Annotated in this window: 13 protein-coding genes; 7 read left to right on the top strand and 6 right to left on the bottom strand. The window is 53.1% G+C overall.

From position 1 onward, the window contains the following. Nucleotides 1–112: 112 nt before the first annotated feature. Together AC6I8T_RS21100 and AC6I8T_RS21095 are read right to left on the bottom strand one after the other, a co-directional pair. Nucleotides 113–589 carry a nucleoside deaminase gene (locus tag AC6I8T_RS21100; protein WP_208725935.1) on the bottom strand — a complete coding sequence of 159 codons (477 nt, stop codon included), beginning with the start codon at nucleotides 587–589 and terminating at the stop codon, nucleotides 113–115. Further along, nucleotides 586–1,893: a nucleobase:cation symporter-2 family protein gene (locus tag AC6I8T_RS21095; RefSeq protein ID WP_208725936.1), complete on the bottom strand. Its 1,308-nt coding sequence runs from the start codon at nucleotides 1,891–1,893 to the stop codon at nucleotides 586–588. The genes AC6I8T_RS21100 and AC6I8T_RS21095 overlap by 4 nt, the downstream gene beginning before the upstream one ends. Before the next feature lie 122 nt (nucleotides 1,894–2,015). Here AC6I8T_RS21095 and AC6I8T_RS21090 point away from each other — a divergent pair, with 122 nt between their 5' ends. Together AC6I8T_RS21090 and AC6I8T_RS21085 are read left to right on the top strand one after the other, a co-directional pair. Continuing rightward, complete coding sequence (locus AC6I8T_RS21090) at nucleotides 2,016–2,918, top strand: LysR family transcriptional regulator (protein ID WP_244634062.1); 903 nt, start codon at nucleotides 2,016–2,018, stop codon at nucleotides 2,916–2,918. Nucleotides 2,919–3,451: 533 nt separating this feature from the next. Beyond that, nucleotides 3,452–5,242, top strand: a complete 1,791-nt coding sequence (locus AC6I8T_RS21085) for a sensor domain-containing diguanylate cyclase (RefSeq protein ID WP_208725938.1) — start codon at nucleotides 3,452–3,454, stop codon at nucleotides 5,240–5,242. 7 nt (nucleotides 5,243–5,249) lie between these two features. Here the strand turns inward: AC6I8T_RS21085 and bdcA are convergent, their stop codons facing one another. Continuing rightward, on the bottom strand, nucleotides 5,250–5,963 hold the full coding sequence (gene bdcA, locus AC6I8T_RS21080) for an SDR family oxidoreductase (RefSeq protein ID WP_208725939.1): 714 nt from the start codon (nucleotides 5,961–5,963) through the stop codon (nucleotides 5,250–5,252). A gap of 193 nt (nucleotides 5,964–6,156) precedes the next feature. Between bdcA and AC6I8T_RS21075 the strand changes: the two genes are divergently transcribed. The 3 genes from AC6I8T_RS21075 (at nucleotide 6,157) to msrA (ending at nucleotide 7,786) form a co-directional block, all read left to right on the top strand. Then, on the top strand, nucleotides 6,157–6,402 hold the full coding sequence (locus tag AC6I8T_RS21075) for a ParD-like family protein (protein ID WP_208725940.1): 246 nt from the start codon (nucleotides 6,157–6,159) through the stop codon (nucleotides 6,400–6,402). Beyond that, nucleotides 6,399–7,184, top strand: coding sequence for a type I methionyl aminopeptidase (gene map / locus AC6I8T_RS21070; RefSeq protein ID WP_415173516.1), 786 nt, complete (start codon nucleotides 6,399–6,401; stop codon nucleotides 7,182–7,184). The genes AC6I8T_RS21075 and map overlap by 4 nt, the downstream gene beginning before the upstream one ends. Nucleotides 7,185–7,249: 65 nt before the next feature. Beyond that, nucleotides 7,250–7,786 carry a peptide-methionine (S)-S-oxide reductase MsrA gene (msrA, locus tag AC6I8T_RS21065; protein WP_208725942.1) on the top strand — a complete coding sequence of 179 codons (537 nt, stop codon included), beginning with the start codon at nucleotides 7,250–7,252 and terminating at the stop codon, nucleotides 7,784–7,786. Nucleotides 7,787–7,890: 104 nt separating this feature from the next. Here the strand turns inward: msrA and AC6I8T_RS21060 are convergent, their stop codons facing one another. After that, complete coding sequence (locus AC6I8T_RS21060) at nucleotides 7,891–9,246, bottom strand: RHS repeat domain-containing protein (RefSeq protein WP_497834342.1); 1,356 nt, start codon at nucleotides 9,244–9,246, stop codon at nucleotides 7,891–7,893. A 64-nt stretch (nucleotides 9,247–9,310) separates the two neighbouring features. Then, a complete protein-coding gene (locus AC6I8T_RS21055; RefSeq protein ID WP_497834341.1) occupies nucleotides 9,311–10,228 on the bottom strand; it encodes a LysR family transcriptional regulator in 918 nt (305 codons plus the stop codon). A 127-nt stretch (nucleotides 10,229–10,355) separates the two neighbouring features. Between AC6I8T_RS21055 and hpxD the strand changes: the two genes are divergently transcribed. Further along, entirely contained in the window at nucleotides 10,356–11,387 is a 1,032-nt protein-coding gene (hpxD, locus tag AC6I8T_RS21050; protein ID WP_208725945.1) for a Rieske 2Fe-2S domain-containing protein, read from the top strand. Between the two features lie 11 nt (nucleotides 11,388–11,398). Then, nucleotides 11,399–12,364, top strand: coding sequence for a PDR/VanB family oxidoreductase (locus AC6I8T_RS21045; protein WP_497834340.1), 966 nt, complete (start codon nucleotides 11,399–11,401; stop codon nucleotides 12,362–12,364). Here the strand turns inward: AC6I8T_RS21045 and AC6I8T_RS21040 are convergent. Next, a complete protein-coding gene (locus tag AC6I8T_RS21040; protein ID WP_497834514.1) occupies nucleotides 12,361–12,963 on the bottom strand; it encodes a LysE family translocator in 603 nt (200 codons plus the stop codon). The genes AC6I8T_RS21045 and AC6I8T_RS21040 overlap by 4 nt on opposite strands. Nucleotides 12,964–12,988 lie beyond the last annotated feature (25 nt).

The following is a 12,988-nucleotide window of genomic DNA, read 5'->3' as shown; positions in this document are numbered from 1 at the left end:
TTCAGAAGTTTGATGGGGATCAACGACGTTGGCGTAGCGGCGCGATTTATCGCGCGTTTTTCCCCATCGTAAAGGTCAAAAGAGCGCGATAAATCGCGCCGCTACGGTTTACTTAACGTTTCTGCCAGAACGACTGTTGCAGCGCAAAGGTTTCCTCATCCAACGCAGCCACCGGGCCGATTAAACGGATAGGTTTCTGCCCATGCGCAAAAACCGCTGCTGCCGACAGACTCATGGTTGGGTTTTCCTCATGGCTGCCGGTGCATGCCAGTAAGCGCGTTTCACTCATGCCAAATACCACCCGACCGATATTGGCCCAGTAAATGGTTCCGGCGCACATGCAGCAGGGTTCAACGGCGGTATAAAGCGTACATTGCCACAAATATTCCGCCGGGAAGTTGCTGGCGGCGATGCGCGCCAGGGTCGATTCCGCATGGTTCACCGTGTCGATATTGCATTGCGTCAGCAAAACGGTTTGATTGTCCGGTGCCACCAGCACTGCGCCAAACGGATGTTTGCCTAATGCGATAGCGCGTCTGCCGACCTCATTTGATAAACGCAGAAAGTGGATATCCTGGTCATTAATCATGTGCGTGCTCCATAACCATTCAGGATGGCGTTCAATACCACGGCGGTGAAACCGCCCAGGAAGATGCCGCTGTCAAAAATCAGTTTTAAGGAGGGCGGCAGGACATGGAAAATTGCCGGAAAGGCCATCGGAACAATCCCCACGGCAACCGAGACAGAGATGATCAGGATGTTCTTTTCATTATTGAAATCGGTATTTTTCAGCTCCTGAATACCCGCGCTGATGGTCATACCAAACATCAGAATACCGACGCCACCCAACACCGGGCTGGGAATGGCGGCAATGATCGCGCCTAATTTCGGGAACACGCCTAAGCCCACCAGAATCGCCCCCGCAGCAATCAGCACCAGTCGACTGGTCACTTTCGTCAACATTATCAAACCGGCATTCTGCGAAAATGCATTGTACGGAAAGCTGTTCAGGCAGCCGCCGAGCATGGTGGAGAGTCCATCGGCCCGAATGGCATCCGCCAGGCGGCGGGAGGTGGTGGGCTGGCCGATCAGTTTGTCGATCAACAACACGTTGCCGGTGGTTTCGGTCATCACAATCAGCATGGAGAGACACATCACCACAATGGGTGCGATATGAAACTCCGGCATGCCAAAGGCAAATGGCAGGCTAAAACCCACCCAACCGGCAGTGGTGACCGCAGAGAAATCTGTCATTCCTGCCAGGTATGCCAGTGCCGAACCACAAAACAAGCCGAAAAGAATACTGAAGTTACGCAACACGCCACGGGTCGCGCAGTAGAAAATCAGCGTGATGATTAAGGTTCCGGCCCCCAACAGCAGTTTATCTACGCTGGCAAAATCAGGCGCATCCGGGTTGCCACCACCCAGCCAGATAGCGGCAGCGGGCATCAGCGAGATACCGATTAACGTAATCACACAGCCAATCACCACCGGCGGAAAAAAGCGCACCAGTTGGCTGAAAATCGGGGCCACCAGCAGGGTAAATAACCCGCAGGCAATCGCCGCACCAAATACTGAGGTCAGACCAAACTCATGCCCGACCATTAACATCGGCCCCAGCACCACGAAAGAGCAGCCCTGAATCAACGGCAAACGCGCCCCAAAACGCCCTATTCCCCACGACTGTAAAAGGGTGGCTAATCCCGAGGTCAGTAAACAGGCATTGATCAGCACGATAGTTTCACTGGCTGAGAGTTTCAGCGCTGATGCCAGAATCAGCGGAACCGTTACGGTGCCGGCATACATCACCAACACATGCTGGAATCCCAGCGACAGAATACGTCGGACGGTGAGCGGATTTTCCGCCTGCCCGCTGTTTAACACGCTTTCCATACAGCCCCCTGAAAATGAACCATTGAATGATTGACCGCCCAACTATATGTAATTAAAAATGGCAACCAATAATTAGCTGCTTTCAATAAAACTGAAAGGTGGGGTGTCAGGTGAAGTATTCATTGGATCAACTTATGACCTTTGAGCAGGTTGCCCGCTCAGGATCATTTTCCGCTGCCGCACGGTTGATGAAGCGTTCACAATCCTCGGTGAATATGGCGATGAGCAACCTTGAGGACGAATTTAACCTCAACCTGTTTGTGCGCACCCCACGCCAAATCAGCCTTACCCCGCAAGGCCAGACTCTGCGGGAATATGTCAAAACCATTCTGGAGCAATGCAACGCGCTGGAGCAGCGGGTCAGTGCCTTCAATATCCAAACCGAGGCACACGTTAGCCTGGCGATTGAAGTCCCCTACACCACCGTCGCCGCCGTACTATACGAATTTGCTATGCATTTCCCGGAAGTGGATATCCATGTGCGTGAACCCTTTCAGGGTGACGTGGAGGCAATGGTAAGAAGAAATGAAGTGGATGTCGGTATCTCCATGTCTCGCCCGGTTGACAGCGATGCCATTGAGTTCGCGCAGTTAGGCAAACTGATCATGGTGCATGTGGTCAGCTCACAACACCCGTTAGCACAACGTCTGCCGGTGTCATTTGCCGATCTCCATCGCTGGCGACATATCACCTTCGGTGAGCAGCAGAAAACCATCTCCACCACGGAATATCTCGGCAGCCCGATGACCTGGCGGGTGGAGAGCTACAATGCCATGATTGATGCCGCGCTTGCCGGGCTGGGCTGGGCTTCCCTGCCCCGCATTTTTGTGCAGCGAGAGCTGGAACAAGGTGTGCTGACGGAATTGCGCCAGCAGGAATACCCGCATACCGATTGGGTTGTCGGCGTGGACCTGCTATGGTCGCGCAAGAAACAGCCAGGCCGTGCATTAAGCTGGCTGATTGACCGGCTGATTAAAAATAAAATTTTTGAACGAGATGCGGCGGGAAATAGCACGACACTTTGAAAAAAAGGGCTCGCCATTTTTTATTATTTTGCTCCCGAGATGTTATTCACGGTGATTATCATCATGAATGTAAATCCATAAACATATATTTGCTGCCATCTGATTAATTAATTGTACTTTTTTATATCTGGAAAACTTCTTTCTGGCAGAATAATTCCCTGGGATTAAAAATCTAATCATCACGGTCAATTTAATTCGCCGATCATTTTCTGTACACCGCCACGCTCGTTGCTATTATAGCAACGCAAAGCACACACACAGCAACGTGCTGCGTACGAGAATTTTCCTGAATTAAATGTGCAGCATTTTAACCCGCTCCGTGCGGGTTTTTCTTTTCAATGACTCTCCATTCCCGTCTTGCAGACGTAAAGAATGCGTTAAGACAAATAAGAATGACAAAATCTGGCGACAAGCCTATGATAATCAACTTAAAAAAACGACCTGTCATTGTCGGAATAAACGGCTTACCAGGTTTACATAATTCGTTTTCATTTTAATTTTCGCATCTGAATCAGGGTCAGGGCGGAGGAATAATGTACATAAACGACAGTAGCGAAGATGGCTGCCAGCGTCTCGCGTTGCAGGTACTGCGGGACCCGGATGAAAGCCGGGATGATGTACTAAGAAAATTTACCAGCCTGGTCAGTAAAACCTTGGGTATCCCAAGTAGTTTTATCTCGGTAATGGACGATGACCACCAATATATAAAAGTCGCACACAACTTTTTGGTGGGGAAAACCGCCAGGGTTGATTCGATGTGCCAGTATGTGGTTGACGGTGAGGGTGCCATGATCGTCCATGACACCTGGCAGGATCCCCGTTTCGCAAACAATCCCTTTGTCGTGGGTGAACCTTTTGTTCGTTTCTATGCCGGGGTGCCGCTAACAAACCGGGAAGGTATGGTACTTGGCAGTCTGTGCGTGGTTGACCGCCAATCCCATCCATTCAGCCCGGACCAGGTGAATACCCTTAAGTTACTGGCTGAACTGGTGATGTCATTTCTTGAAGCATGGCATGCGGTGGGTTACACCGACCCGGTAACGGGTCTGCCTAACCGCCAACGCCTGATACGCGATCTTCAATCTCTCGCATCTTCCGGTGATAACACGCCGCGACGCCTGGTGTTGATCGATTGTATTGATATGCCCAGAGCCTATGAGCTGGCACGTTCTCTGGGGATGGCCCCGGTTGAGGGGCTGCTTAAAGATGTGGCTACGCTGCTGCCCTTACGCCTGCGCCCCGGTAATGATGCGTTGCTGTATACCATCGCGACGGGACGTTTTGCGGTATTAACCAAACAAGACGGTCGTTTAAGCGCCGCCTGGGTTGCCACAAGGCTTGAGGGTATCAGTGCCGATATGGGAGAAGGTTTGTCGGTCGATCTGACCACCCACACCGGAGAGACGGACTTTATCCCCTCGCGACTTTCCGCACATGAGATTCTGCGACGATCTGTCAGTGCCCTACATGAAGCCATCTGTCGTGGTGTCCCCGCCATGAGCTTCAGCCTGGCGTCCGATGAACGCCGGACAGAAGATTTCACCCTGGTCAATGATCTGGCTTCAGCGCTCAAACATGACCGCGAGCTTTACCTGGTTTATCAGCCGAAAATTTGCCTGCAAAGCGGTGAACCGCTCGGTCTTGAAGCGCTGATCCGCTGGGCGCATCCCATCAGGGGAGAATTGGCACCCGCAGAATTCATTCCCCTCGCGGAGCCGACCACGTTAATAGAAGAACTGACGGTATGGGTAGTCACCCATGCGATAGATCGTCTGAAACGCCTCAAGCATAGTGCGATTCAGCTCCCGATTACCGTGAACGTTAGCGTCCGTGACTTCAGCAAAAAGGGCTTTGCCGACTGGCTCGAAAAGCTGATGATTGACGCCCGCTTGCCAACCTCGTTGCTCGGTATTGAATGTCTGGAAACCGAACGAATTATTGAAAGCCCGGCTGCCATTGATGGCCTGGAGATGCTGAAACTTCGGGGATTTGGCATCTCACTGGACGACTTCGGCACCGGTTATAGCAACATCAGCTATCTGCGCCGCATGCCGCTGGATGTCATCAAGCTGGATCGCTCAATCATTAATGGCCTGTCCACCGACACCGCTTCACGTATCATCACCAAAAGCATCATCTCCATGCTGAAGGAATTGGATTATATGGTGCTGGCTGAAGGAGTGGAGAATATGGAAACCCTTGAGGCATTGAAGGAATTTGGCTGTGACCAGGCGCAGGGTTATTTCTACTCCCACCCTTTGCGGGAGGAGGAGTTGGATAACTGGCTGGCCTGGAAACTGCGTAATGTTACTTGTCAGCGTTAGCTGATTATCAGGCACCAAACGCACCGTCAATGGTGTGCATGGCCCCGGTCACAAAACTGGCTTCCGGTCCGGCCAGCCATGCCACCATTCCGGCCACCTCTTCCGGCCGACCATGACGCTTAATCGCCATAAAGCCGTGCATCAATTCTTTCAATGGCCCCTCAGCCGGATTCGCATCCGTATCGACGGGACCGGGCTGGACCACATTGATGGTAATCCCGCGCGGGCCAAAGTCACGCGCCAGGCCGCGCGCCATCCCCTGAAGGGCGGATTTACTCAACGCGTATGAGGCCATGCCGGGCACGGGCATGCGGTCACCATTAACAGAACCCATGATGATAATGCGCCCCCCGTCCGGCATCTGACGTGCCGCCTCGACAGAGGCAAAATAGGGCGCATTGATATTGATTCGAAACAGGCGCTCAACCTCGTCGGGGTCCTGTTCTAACGCATCACCGAAGGCGATGATCCCCGCGTTAACCACCAAAATATCCAGTGGCCCGCTGTCTCTGACCCGGCCAATCACCGCATCGCGATCCGCGCTGTCGGTCTGAAAAGCCTGACTGCCCGTCTCTTCCGCCAGCAGTCTGGCGGCTTCTGCCGATCCGGCATAGGTGAAGCTGACCCGAGCGCCTTCTGCGGCAAAGCGCCGCACAATCGCTGCACCTATGCCCCGGCTGCCGCCAAGTACCAACACTGATTTACCGTCAAAATAAGACATCCTCGACTCCTGCGTGATTTGAGGTAGCCGCGAGTGGCTACGATGCAGTCAGTTTAGTCGACGTTCACGACAGGTTACCGCACAAATGCGCCCGCTCCCCCAGGCCAGGACCGGCTAAAAGTTTACCTTCCAAAATCAACGCACCCGGCGTAATCTATATATAAACCATATACGTTTCATATAGGCTAAGGTGATGGGAATCGTAAAAATCTCCGATCTGATGCATGAGAACCTGCGCGTGGCGAGCACGGCGTTAAGTCGCTCAATTAACGCGCAGGCGGAACACTGGATGAAAATCGGCATGCTGGCCGAGCTTTACCCGCAGCTTAGTCATCAGGAGTTAACACGCCTGTTGATGCGCGTGGAAATTGATGGCGGCTCCGATCTGGCGCAGCTGCTGAACACCTCTTTACCCACTACGCAGGGAATTGCGCAATGAACAACATCAAACTGCACTCCGCGCAGGAAATCGAACTGGCGCGTGCAGCAGGCCACGACGCTGCCAAAGTGCTGGCGATGATCACGCCTTACGTGAAACCGGGAGTGACCACCGACGAATTGGATCGCATCTGTCACGATTTCATCGTCAATGAACTAAAGGTCATTCCCGCCAATATCGGCTATCACGGCTATACCCGCACCGTCTGCACCTCAATCAACCATGTGGTGTGCCACGGCATTCCCGGCGAGAAAAAACTCAAAGACGGCGATATCGTCAATATCGATGTGGCAATCATTAAAGACGGCTGGTACGGCGATACCAGCCGGATGTATTTCGTCGGCACGCCATCGGTACGAGCCAAACGTCTGGTGGAGATCACTTATCAGTCGATGGTGGCCGGGATTCGCGTAGTTAAACCGGGTGCCACCCTGGGGGATATTGGTGCCGCGATTCAGCAGGTGGCGGAAAAAGCCGGTTTCTCGGTGGTGCGTGAATATTGCGGTCATGGTGTGGGTGAAATCTATCATGGTGAACCGCAAATTCTGCATTACGGTACGCCGGGCACCGGTCTGGCGCTGGAAGCTGGCATGATTTTCACCATTGAACCGATGATCAATGCCGGTAAAGCGGGCACCAGCGTGTTGTCCGATGGCTGGACGGTGGTGACCAAGGATCGTTCTCTGTCGGCCCAGTGGGAACACACCGTAGCGGTGACGGAAACCGGGTTTGATCTGCTGACGCCGTGGCCGGATGGTACGGGCGAATACGAAGCGATTTGATCGTAGCGGCGCGATTTATCGCGCCGCTACGGGTAAACCATATATATCAGGATCAGGGTGTAAGTGTGAAACAAGAAAGCGCAATTTTTGCCGGTGGCTGCTTCTGGTGTACCGAAGCGATTTTCCAATCCATTGATGGCGTGATTTCGGTAGAAAGTGGCTATATCGGCGGCCATGTCGTCGCGCCCACTTATGACCAGGTGTACAGCGATACCACCGGTCATGCCGAAGCGGTCCGCATCGTTTTCGATGCTGATACCGTCAGCTACGACGACCTGCTGGATATTCACTTCGCCACTCACGATGCCACTCAGCCCAATATCAAAGATGGCGTCGAACGTTCCCGTTACCGTTCCGCGCTGTTTCCGACCTCGGCAGCACAACGCCTCGCCGCTGAGCAGGGCATCACGCGTGCGGCAGAGGAATTAGGCCTGCCGCTGGTGACGCAGCTGGAACCGCTAAGCGAATGGTATCCGGCAGAAGATTACCATCAGAATTTCTGGGAGAAAGAGGGCCAGGAAAACGCCTTTTGTATGATGAATATCCCGGCCAAACTGCAAAAGCTGCGGAAGAAATTTCCGAAGCAAGCGAAAGAGACTTAATATGTATAATCTGGGTGATAAATTATCACCCAGACTTATCTTAAGTCACCTGTCTGTCTGATTAAACATATCAACAATTAATGTTGATGATGTTCTTCGGTATCTTATTCAAACCGGAGGAATTTACTTCTATCACTGATCATTTTCCGGTAAATAACATTCCCTTTCGTTTCCTCACCCCTTAAGTATTTTGTCACCATGAAAGGGGATTCCCCTGTAGATAACCTGGCAGCTGCCTTTTCAATTATCGAATGTTTGTATTTGGTTGCGAAAACATACGTATCTGAATAAATTAAAATATTTTTCTTTGTTATGTTCCGCAGTTCCTCTCCAAACTTTTTCGCACCGTCTGGCGTACTGCAACACGTTACTTCGAGCGTATCGTAGTCCGAGTCAAAATTCCGATGAAATCTTTTTAGATATTCATAGAACTCATCAGGTCGATATCCCATGCCATTGATCTGAGGCTCACCTGTTCCTGATAGTCCATGAGAGGAGAAATACAATTTTCTCTTTTCCTCCCTGAGGGTATAAGTAACCGCGGGGCGCTGATCATCTCCTATACCCACAACGGTAATATCCCGAAGCCTGTAGTTTTCATCTTCAATAGGATGAAATTCGCCGAGATAACCTTCCGCTAATTTTCCCAATGCGTTAATTTCATTATTCAATTCTTCTGTTTTTTTCTTCTTCTCGTCCTGCTGTTGCGAGTATTTGAATACACTATCCAGCACGAAGGAAAGCCCGACTACCACACTGCCCAGAATCGCAGAACAGAATTCAAAATTTTCGAGTTCGGAACCTGACACCCATGCTGCACCCGCTAATGCATAAATCGCAATGCCCGCACCCATCACCTCCTCTTTATTAACGGTAATTCGCCCATCCTCATCAGTGAAGGTAACCGGGTTATTCTTCACCATTCTGAAAAGATTAATTCCGTCCACCCCTCCAGCCGGGTCTGTGTTAATCCAGCGCATCATCCACGGAGCGTAATAACGGTAGCGGTAGTAAAGTAATCCGGTAATATCGCGTTCTTTAGCAGCATAGCGCAGGGTTTTGTAATGGGACGTTATTTGCCTTGCTGTTGCCAAAAGAGATGTCCCACCAAATGGATAATAGTGTTCCCGACTGATTATATTCCCCTCTCCATCCAGCTCAAACCGGATGTTTTCACTACGATCGGCAAGAGAAAAGCGTGGTTGATAAATATCGACACCTTCAGGCTTGCCCCGCTGCCAGTGCAAAATACGCACACCTTTGAGCGTAATGACACGCAGATCTTCGTTCATCTGAGAAGTCATATTGGTCGTACGTAATTCCAGCCCCGTAAGGTAACGTACTTGTTGCTGGTGCATACCCTGTTTTATTGGCTGACAGGTTGACTTTGTGACACGTTGACCTGCACAGACGTAGCGGTAACGCTCACAGCTATTGTTTAACGCTGAAGCTTCTTTCATCGCAATAATTCCTCACTGGAGTCATCGCTTCACGTTAAGCGCACCGCCGTCCGGCAAATAGTAGTTAGTGATGTTGTTGCGGCGTCATCTCCTCAATCACCGCAGTGATGCGTTGAATCACCTGTTGTGCCGCACGCGACAGCTGACGAGAGGGGGCGGTACACAGCGCCAGCGTCAACGGGCGTAGCACGCTATTTTTCAGCGGCACGAAACACAGTTGTTGCTCCTCCACCTCACTCATCACATCCAGCAGGCTGAGGACACAGATGCCAGTGCCCTGCGCCACCAGACTGCGGATCAGACGGATATCATTGCAGGCGATGATATTATCCGGTGCCATACCCTGTTTGCGATACAGCGCCGCGACACGTTCGTGCACCACCAGCGACTCGCCGGGAATGATATGTCGTTCGCCACTTAACTCGCTCAGGGATAACGCGTTGCGGCCACTCAGCGCGTGTTGTGGCGGCAGGACCACCCCCATCTCCAGCTCGGCAAAGGCCAGCACATCCAGACCGCTCTGCCCGGCCGGGTCGAGAATCAAACCAAAATCAATTTCCGACTGGCGGATCCGCTGGCTGATGGCATGGCTGTTGTCGACCGTCAGCTCCAGCCGCAGCCATTGATGCTGGCGGGCAATATCCGCCAGCGCATCGGCCACCTTGCCTTTGGTCAATGACTGCACCAGCCCGGCACTGACATTGCCGCGTTTCAGGCCCTGGATATCATCGAAACGCTGGCGGGTGACGCGAAACTCACGTTGCCAGCGCATCACATCGTCATACAACAGTTCTCCAGCTGTCGTCATGCGCAAGCCGTCGGGCAAGCGTTCAAACAATGCCGTACCGAAACTCTCCTCGGCCTGCAAAATTTGCCGGTTAATGGCGGATGCCGAGACGTGCAGCTTCTCCGCCGCCTTACGCAAACTGCCGCTACGCGCCACCTCAGCAAAATAAACGGCAAATCGGGAAAATGGACTCATGGCTCACCTGTACAGTTTTTTGCAACACATAATTGAATTAATGCTGATGGATTTGTACAGGCCTGATTATTCACAATGACCAGACAAAAATGAAGAGTTTATTGTGAGCTACTGACAGGACATCGCTATGAATACCCTCACCCCACCCGCCCACTGTACATTTGAACCCGATGACTGGTTGCGCCTGGCTCGCCAGTGGCACCCGGTTGCCCGCTCCTGCGACGTTACCGGTGCCCCCACCAAAGCGGTGCTGTTGGATGAGCAATTGGTGGTCTATCGCATCAAAGGCCAGGCCGTGGTGGCGCGCGATGTATGTCCACACCGTGGCGTCCCCTTAACCCTCGGTTTTCATGACGAAGAGGGGGTGGTTTGTCCCTATCACGGCCTGCGGTTTGGTGAAGGTGGCAAATGCAACCGTATCCCCTCCAGTCCTGGCCAGCCCATCCCCGCCAAACTGAATCTGATCAACTATCAGGTGGAGGAGCGTTACGGTCTGATTTGGGTATGCATGGCACCGGATGCTGACAACCCATCACCTTTGCCGGTAATGCCGCACTGGGACGATGCCGGATTCCAGCAAATCAACTGTCCAGGCTTTGATGTGAACGGTTTCGCCGGCCGCCAGGTGGAAGGTTTTCTCGACGTCGCCCATTTCGCGTGGGTCCACACCGAGACTTTCGCCGATGCCACTAATCAGGTCGTACCGCCCTACAATCCGGTTGAAACCGCTTACGGTTTCGCGGTGGATTACTGGAGCTCGGTCAGTAATTTCGCCGCCGACAGCGGCCAGCAGGCACCGGAAGGGTTTGAATGGCTGCGCCATTTTGAGATGCACCTGCCTTTTACCGCCACGCTGACCATTCATTTCCCTGGCGAGGCCCGACTGGTGATCATGAACGCGGCATCACCGGTTTCGGCACGTAAAACCCGGATGTTTGCTCCCATCGCCCGCAACTTTGATCTGCATATCCCGGTAGAAGATGTGCATGCCTTTAACCAGCGAGTGTTTGAGGAAGACCGGTTGATGGTGGAAACCCAGATGCCGGAGCGCCTGCCACTCGACCTGGCGCTCGAAGCCCATATCCCGGCTGACCGCAGTTCCATCGCCTATCGTCGTGGCCTGAAACGTATGGGCTTCGGTGAATTTTTCCTGGTGTAACGGAGGCAACGATGAGCACAACATTACAGGTGGTGGTGGACGGGATGTTCCGCCAGGGCCGGCACAACCTCGCCGTTAACCTGGTCGCGGAAAATGGTCTGCCGTTACCGTGCTGGCAACCCGGCGCGCATATCGATGTTCATCTGCGCGAGGGATTGGTGCGCCAATATTCCCTTACCGGACAGAGTGACAACACCCGTCATTATCAGATTTGTATTGCGCGCGATCAGCAGTCACGCGGTGGATCGCGTTATGTCCATGAGATGCTGCGCCCCGGTCAGGTCCTCCGCATCTCGCCGCCGCGCAATCTGTTTCCCATGCAACCCGCCGGAAAAGTGATCCTGATGGCAGCCGGTATTGGCATTACGCCGTTGTATGCGATGGCAGAAGCGCTGGAAGCGGCGGGCGTGCCCTTCGTGCTGCACTATTATGTGAAACAACGTGGCGACGAGGCGTTTCTGCCCGAGCTATCCAAACCCTTCCAACATGGTTTTTGTGAAATCTGGCACAGCAGCGAAGGCCGCAGCCCACGCAGTCATGCGCCGGCAGAGTTGCTGGATCCGGCAGAAGATACCCATCTTTATCTGTGCGGCCCGGCGGGTTTTATGAGCCATATCCGCGCCACCGCAATCCGTCACGGTTGGCAAGAGCAGCATATTCACACTGAAGCCTTTAAGCCGCTGACGGCTGTCGCTGCACAGGATGAAGCAGGTTTCACCGTCACCCTCGCCTCTACCGGGCAGCAATGGCCGGTCGCACCCGGACAGACCATCGCCACGGTGCTACTGGAAAACGGCGTCGATGTGCCGCTTTCCTGCGAGATGGGCATGTGCGGAGCCTGTCTGACCCGTGTCACTGAAGGCGAGATCGATCATCGCGATACCGTGCAATCCGCGGCAGAAAAATCTGCGCCGGAACAATATATCGCATTGTGCTGCTCACGCAGTTTGTCGCGCAATCTGGTGATCGAACTTTAAAACAGTTCGCGCAGGTTATACCCCGCCCCCACCAGCGCCATCAGCAGCAGCAGGTATTGGGAAACCATTGCCAATTGATGCTGCTGAACGCCATTGACCCAGCGCCGCACCGCGAGGATATAACAGGCCATGACGCAGAAATCGAAGGCTATCCACAGCAGCGAGAGCAGCAGCAGGCTGGTGCTGAGGTGTGGCGTAACGGCAATGAACTGGGGAAACAAGGCAGCAAAAAACAGGATATCTTTCGGATTCGAAACGCCCACCAGAAAACCCTGCACTATCCCGCCCTGCTGCATTGGCGCGACATGCTGTGCCGGTACCGTCCTCAAGCCTCGCCAGGCACCGTAGCCGATATAAAGACACCCGACCAACGCGGCAATGCGCAAGCTCAGCTGACTGATGGTGACCAACCCAACCAGCATCAAGACTGCCAGTGCAATCAACACCAGCGACGCACCGTGGGTGCCTAGCACCGTGTTAAACGCGCGTCGGCTACCGTGACGGGCGGCGGTGCCGGTCACCAGCGCCACCACCGGACCCGGCGTGGCTAATAAGACGAAGATGGAAAACAGATAAGTACACAGTAATGGCAGATTCATGGTGGTTATTAACAGAGAAATCAGA

This window comes from Pantoea sp. X-Soil-OKNW-556 (assembly GCF_059730695.1).
This window is presented reverse-complemented; position numbering and strand designations above follow the sequence as displayed.

What these genes read in the sequence shown, in the direction of transcription:
- AC6I8T_RS21045 (WP_497834340.1), top strand. Translation starts at nt 11,399, where the DNA reads ATGAGCACAACATTACAGGTGGTGGTGGACGGGATGTTCCGCCAGGGC.
- hpxD (WP_208725945.1), top strand. Translation starts at nt 10,356, where the DNA reads ATGAATACCCTCACCCCACCCGCCCACTGTACATTTGAACCCGATGAC.
- AC6I8T_RS21075 (WP_208725940.1), top strand. Translation starts at nt 6,157, where the DNA reads ATGGGAATCGTAAAAATCTCCGATCTGATGCATGAGAACCTGCGCGTG.
- AC6I8T_RS21040 (WP_497834514.1), bottom strand. Translation starts at nt 12,963, where the DNA reads ATGAATCTGCCATTACTGTGTACTTATCTGTTTTCCATCTTCGTCTTA.
- bdcA (WP_208725939.1), bottom strand. Translation starts at nt 5,963, where the DNA reads ATGTCTTATTTTGACGGTAAATCAGTGTTGGTACTTGGCGGCAGCCGG.
- AC6I8T_RS21100 (WP_208725935.1), bottom strand. Translation starts at nt 589, where the DNA reads ATGATTAATGACCAGGATATCCACTTTCTGCGTTTATCAAATGAGGTC.
- AC6I8T_RS21060 (WP_497834342.1), bottom strand. Translation starts at nt 9,246, where the DNA reads ATGAAAGAAGCTTCAGCGTTAAACAATAGCTGTGAGCGTTACCGCTAC.
- AC6I8T_RS21085 (WP_208725938.1), top strand. Translation starts at nt 3,452, where the DNA reads ATGTACATAAACGACAGTAGCGAAGATGGCTGCCAGCGTCTCGCGTTG.
- AC6I8T_RS21055 (WP_497834341.1), bottom strand. Translation starts at nt 10,228, where the DNA reads ATGAGTCCATTTTCCCGATTTGCCGTTTATTTTGCTGAGGTGGCGCGT.
- map (WP_415173516.1), top strand. Translation starts at nt 6,399, where the DNA reads ATGAACAACATCAAACTGCACTCCGCGCAGGAAATCGAACTGGCGCGT.
- AC6I8T_RS21095 (WP_208725936.1), bottom strand. Translation starts at nt 1,893, where the DNA reads ATGGAAAGCGTGTTAAACAGCGGGCAGGCGGAAAATCCGCTCACCGTC.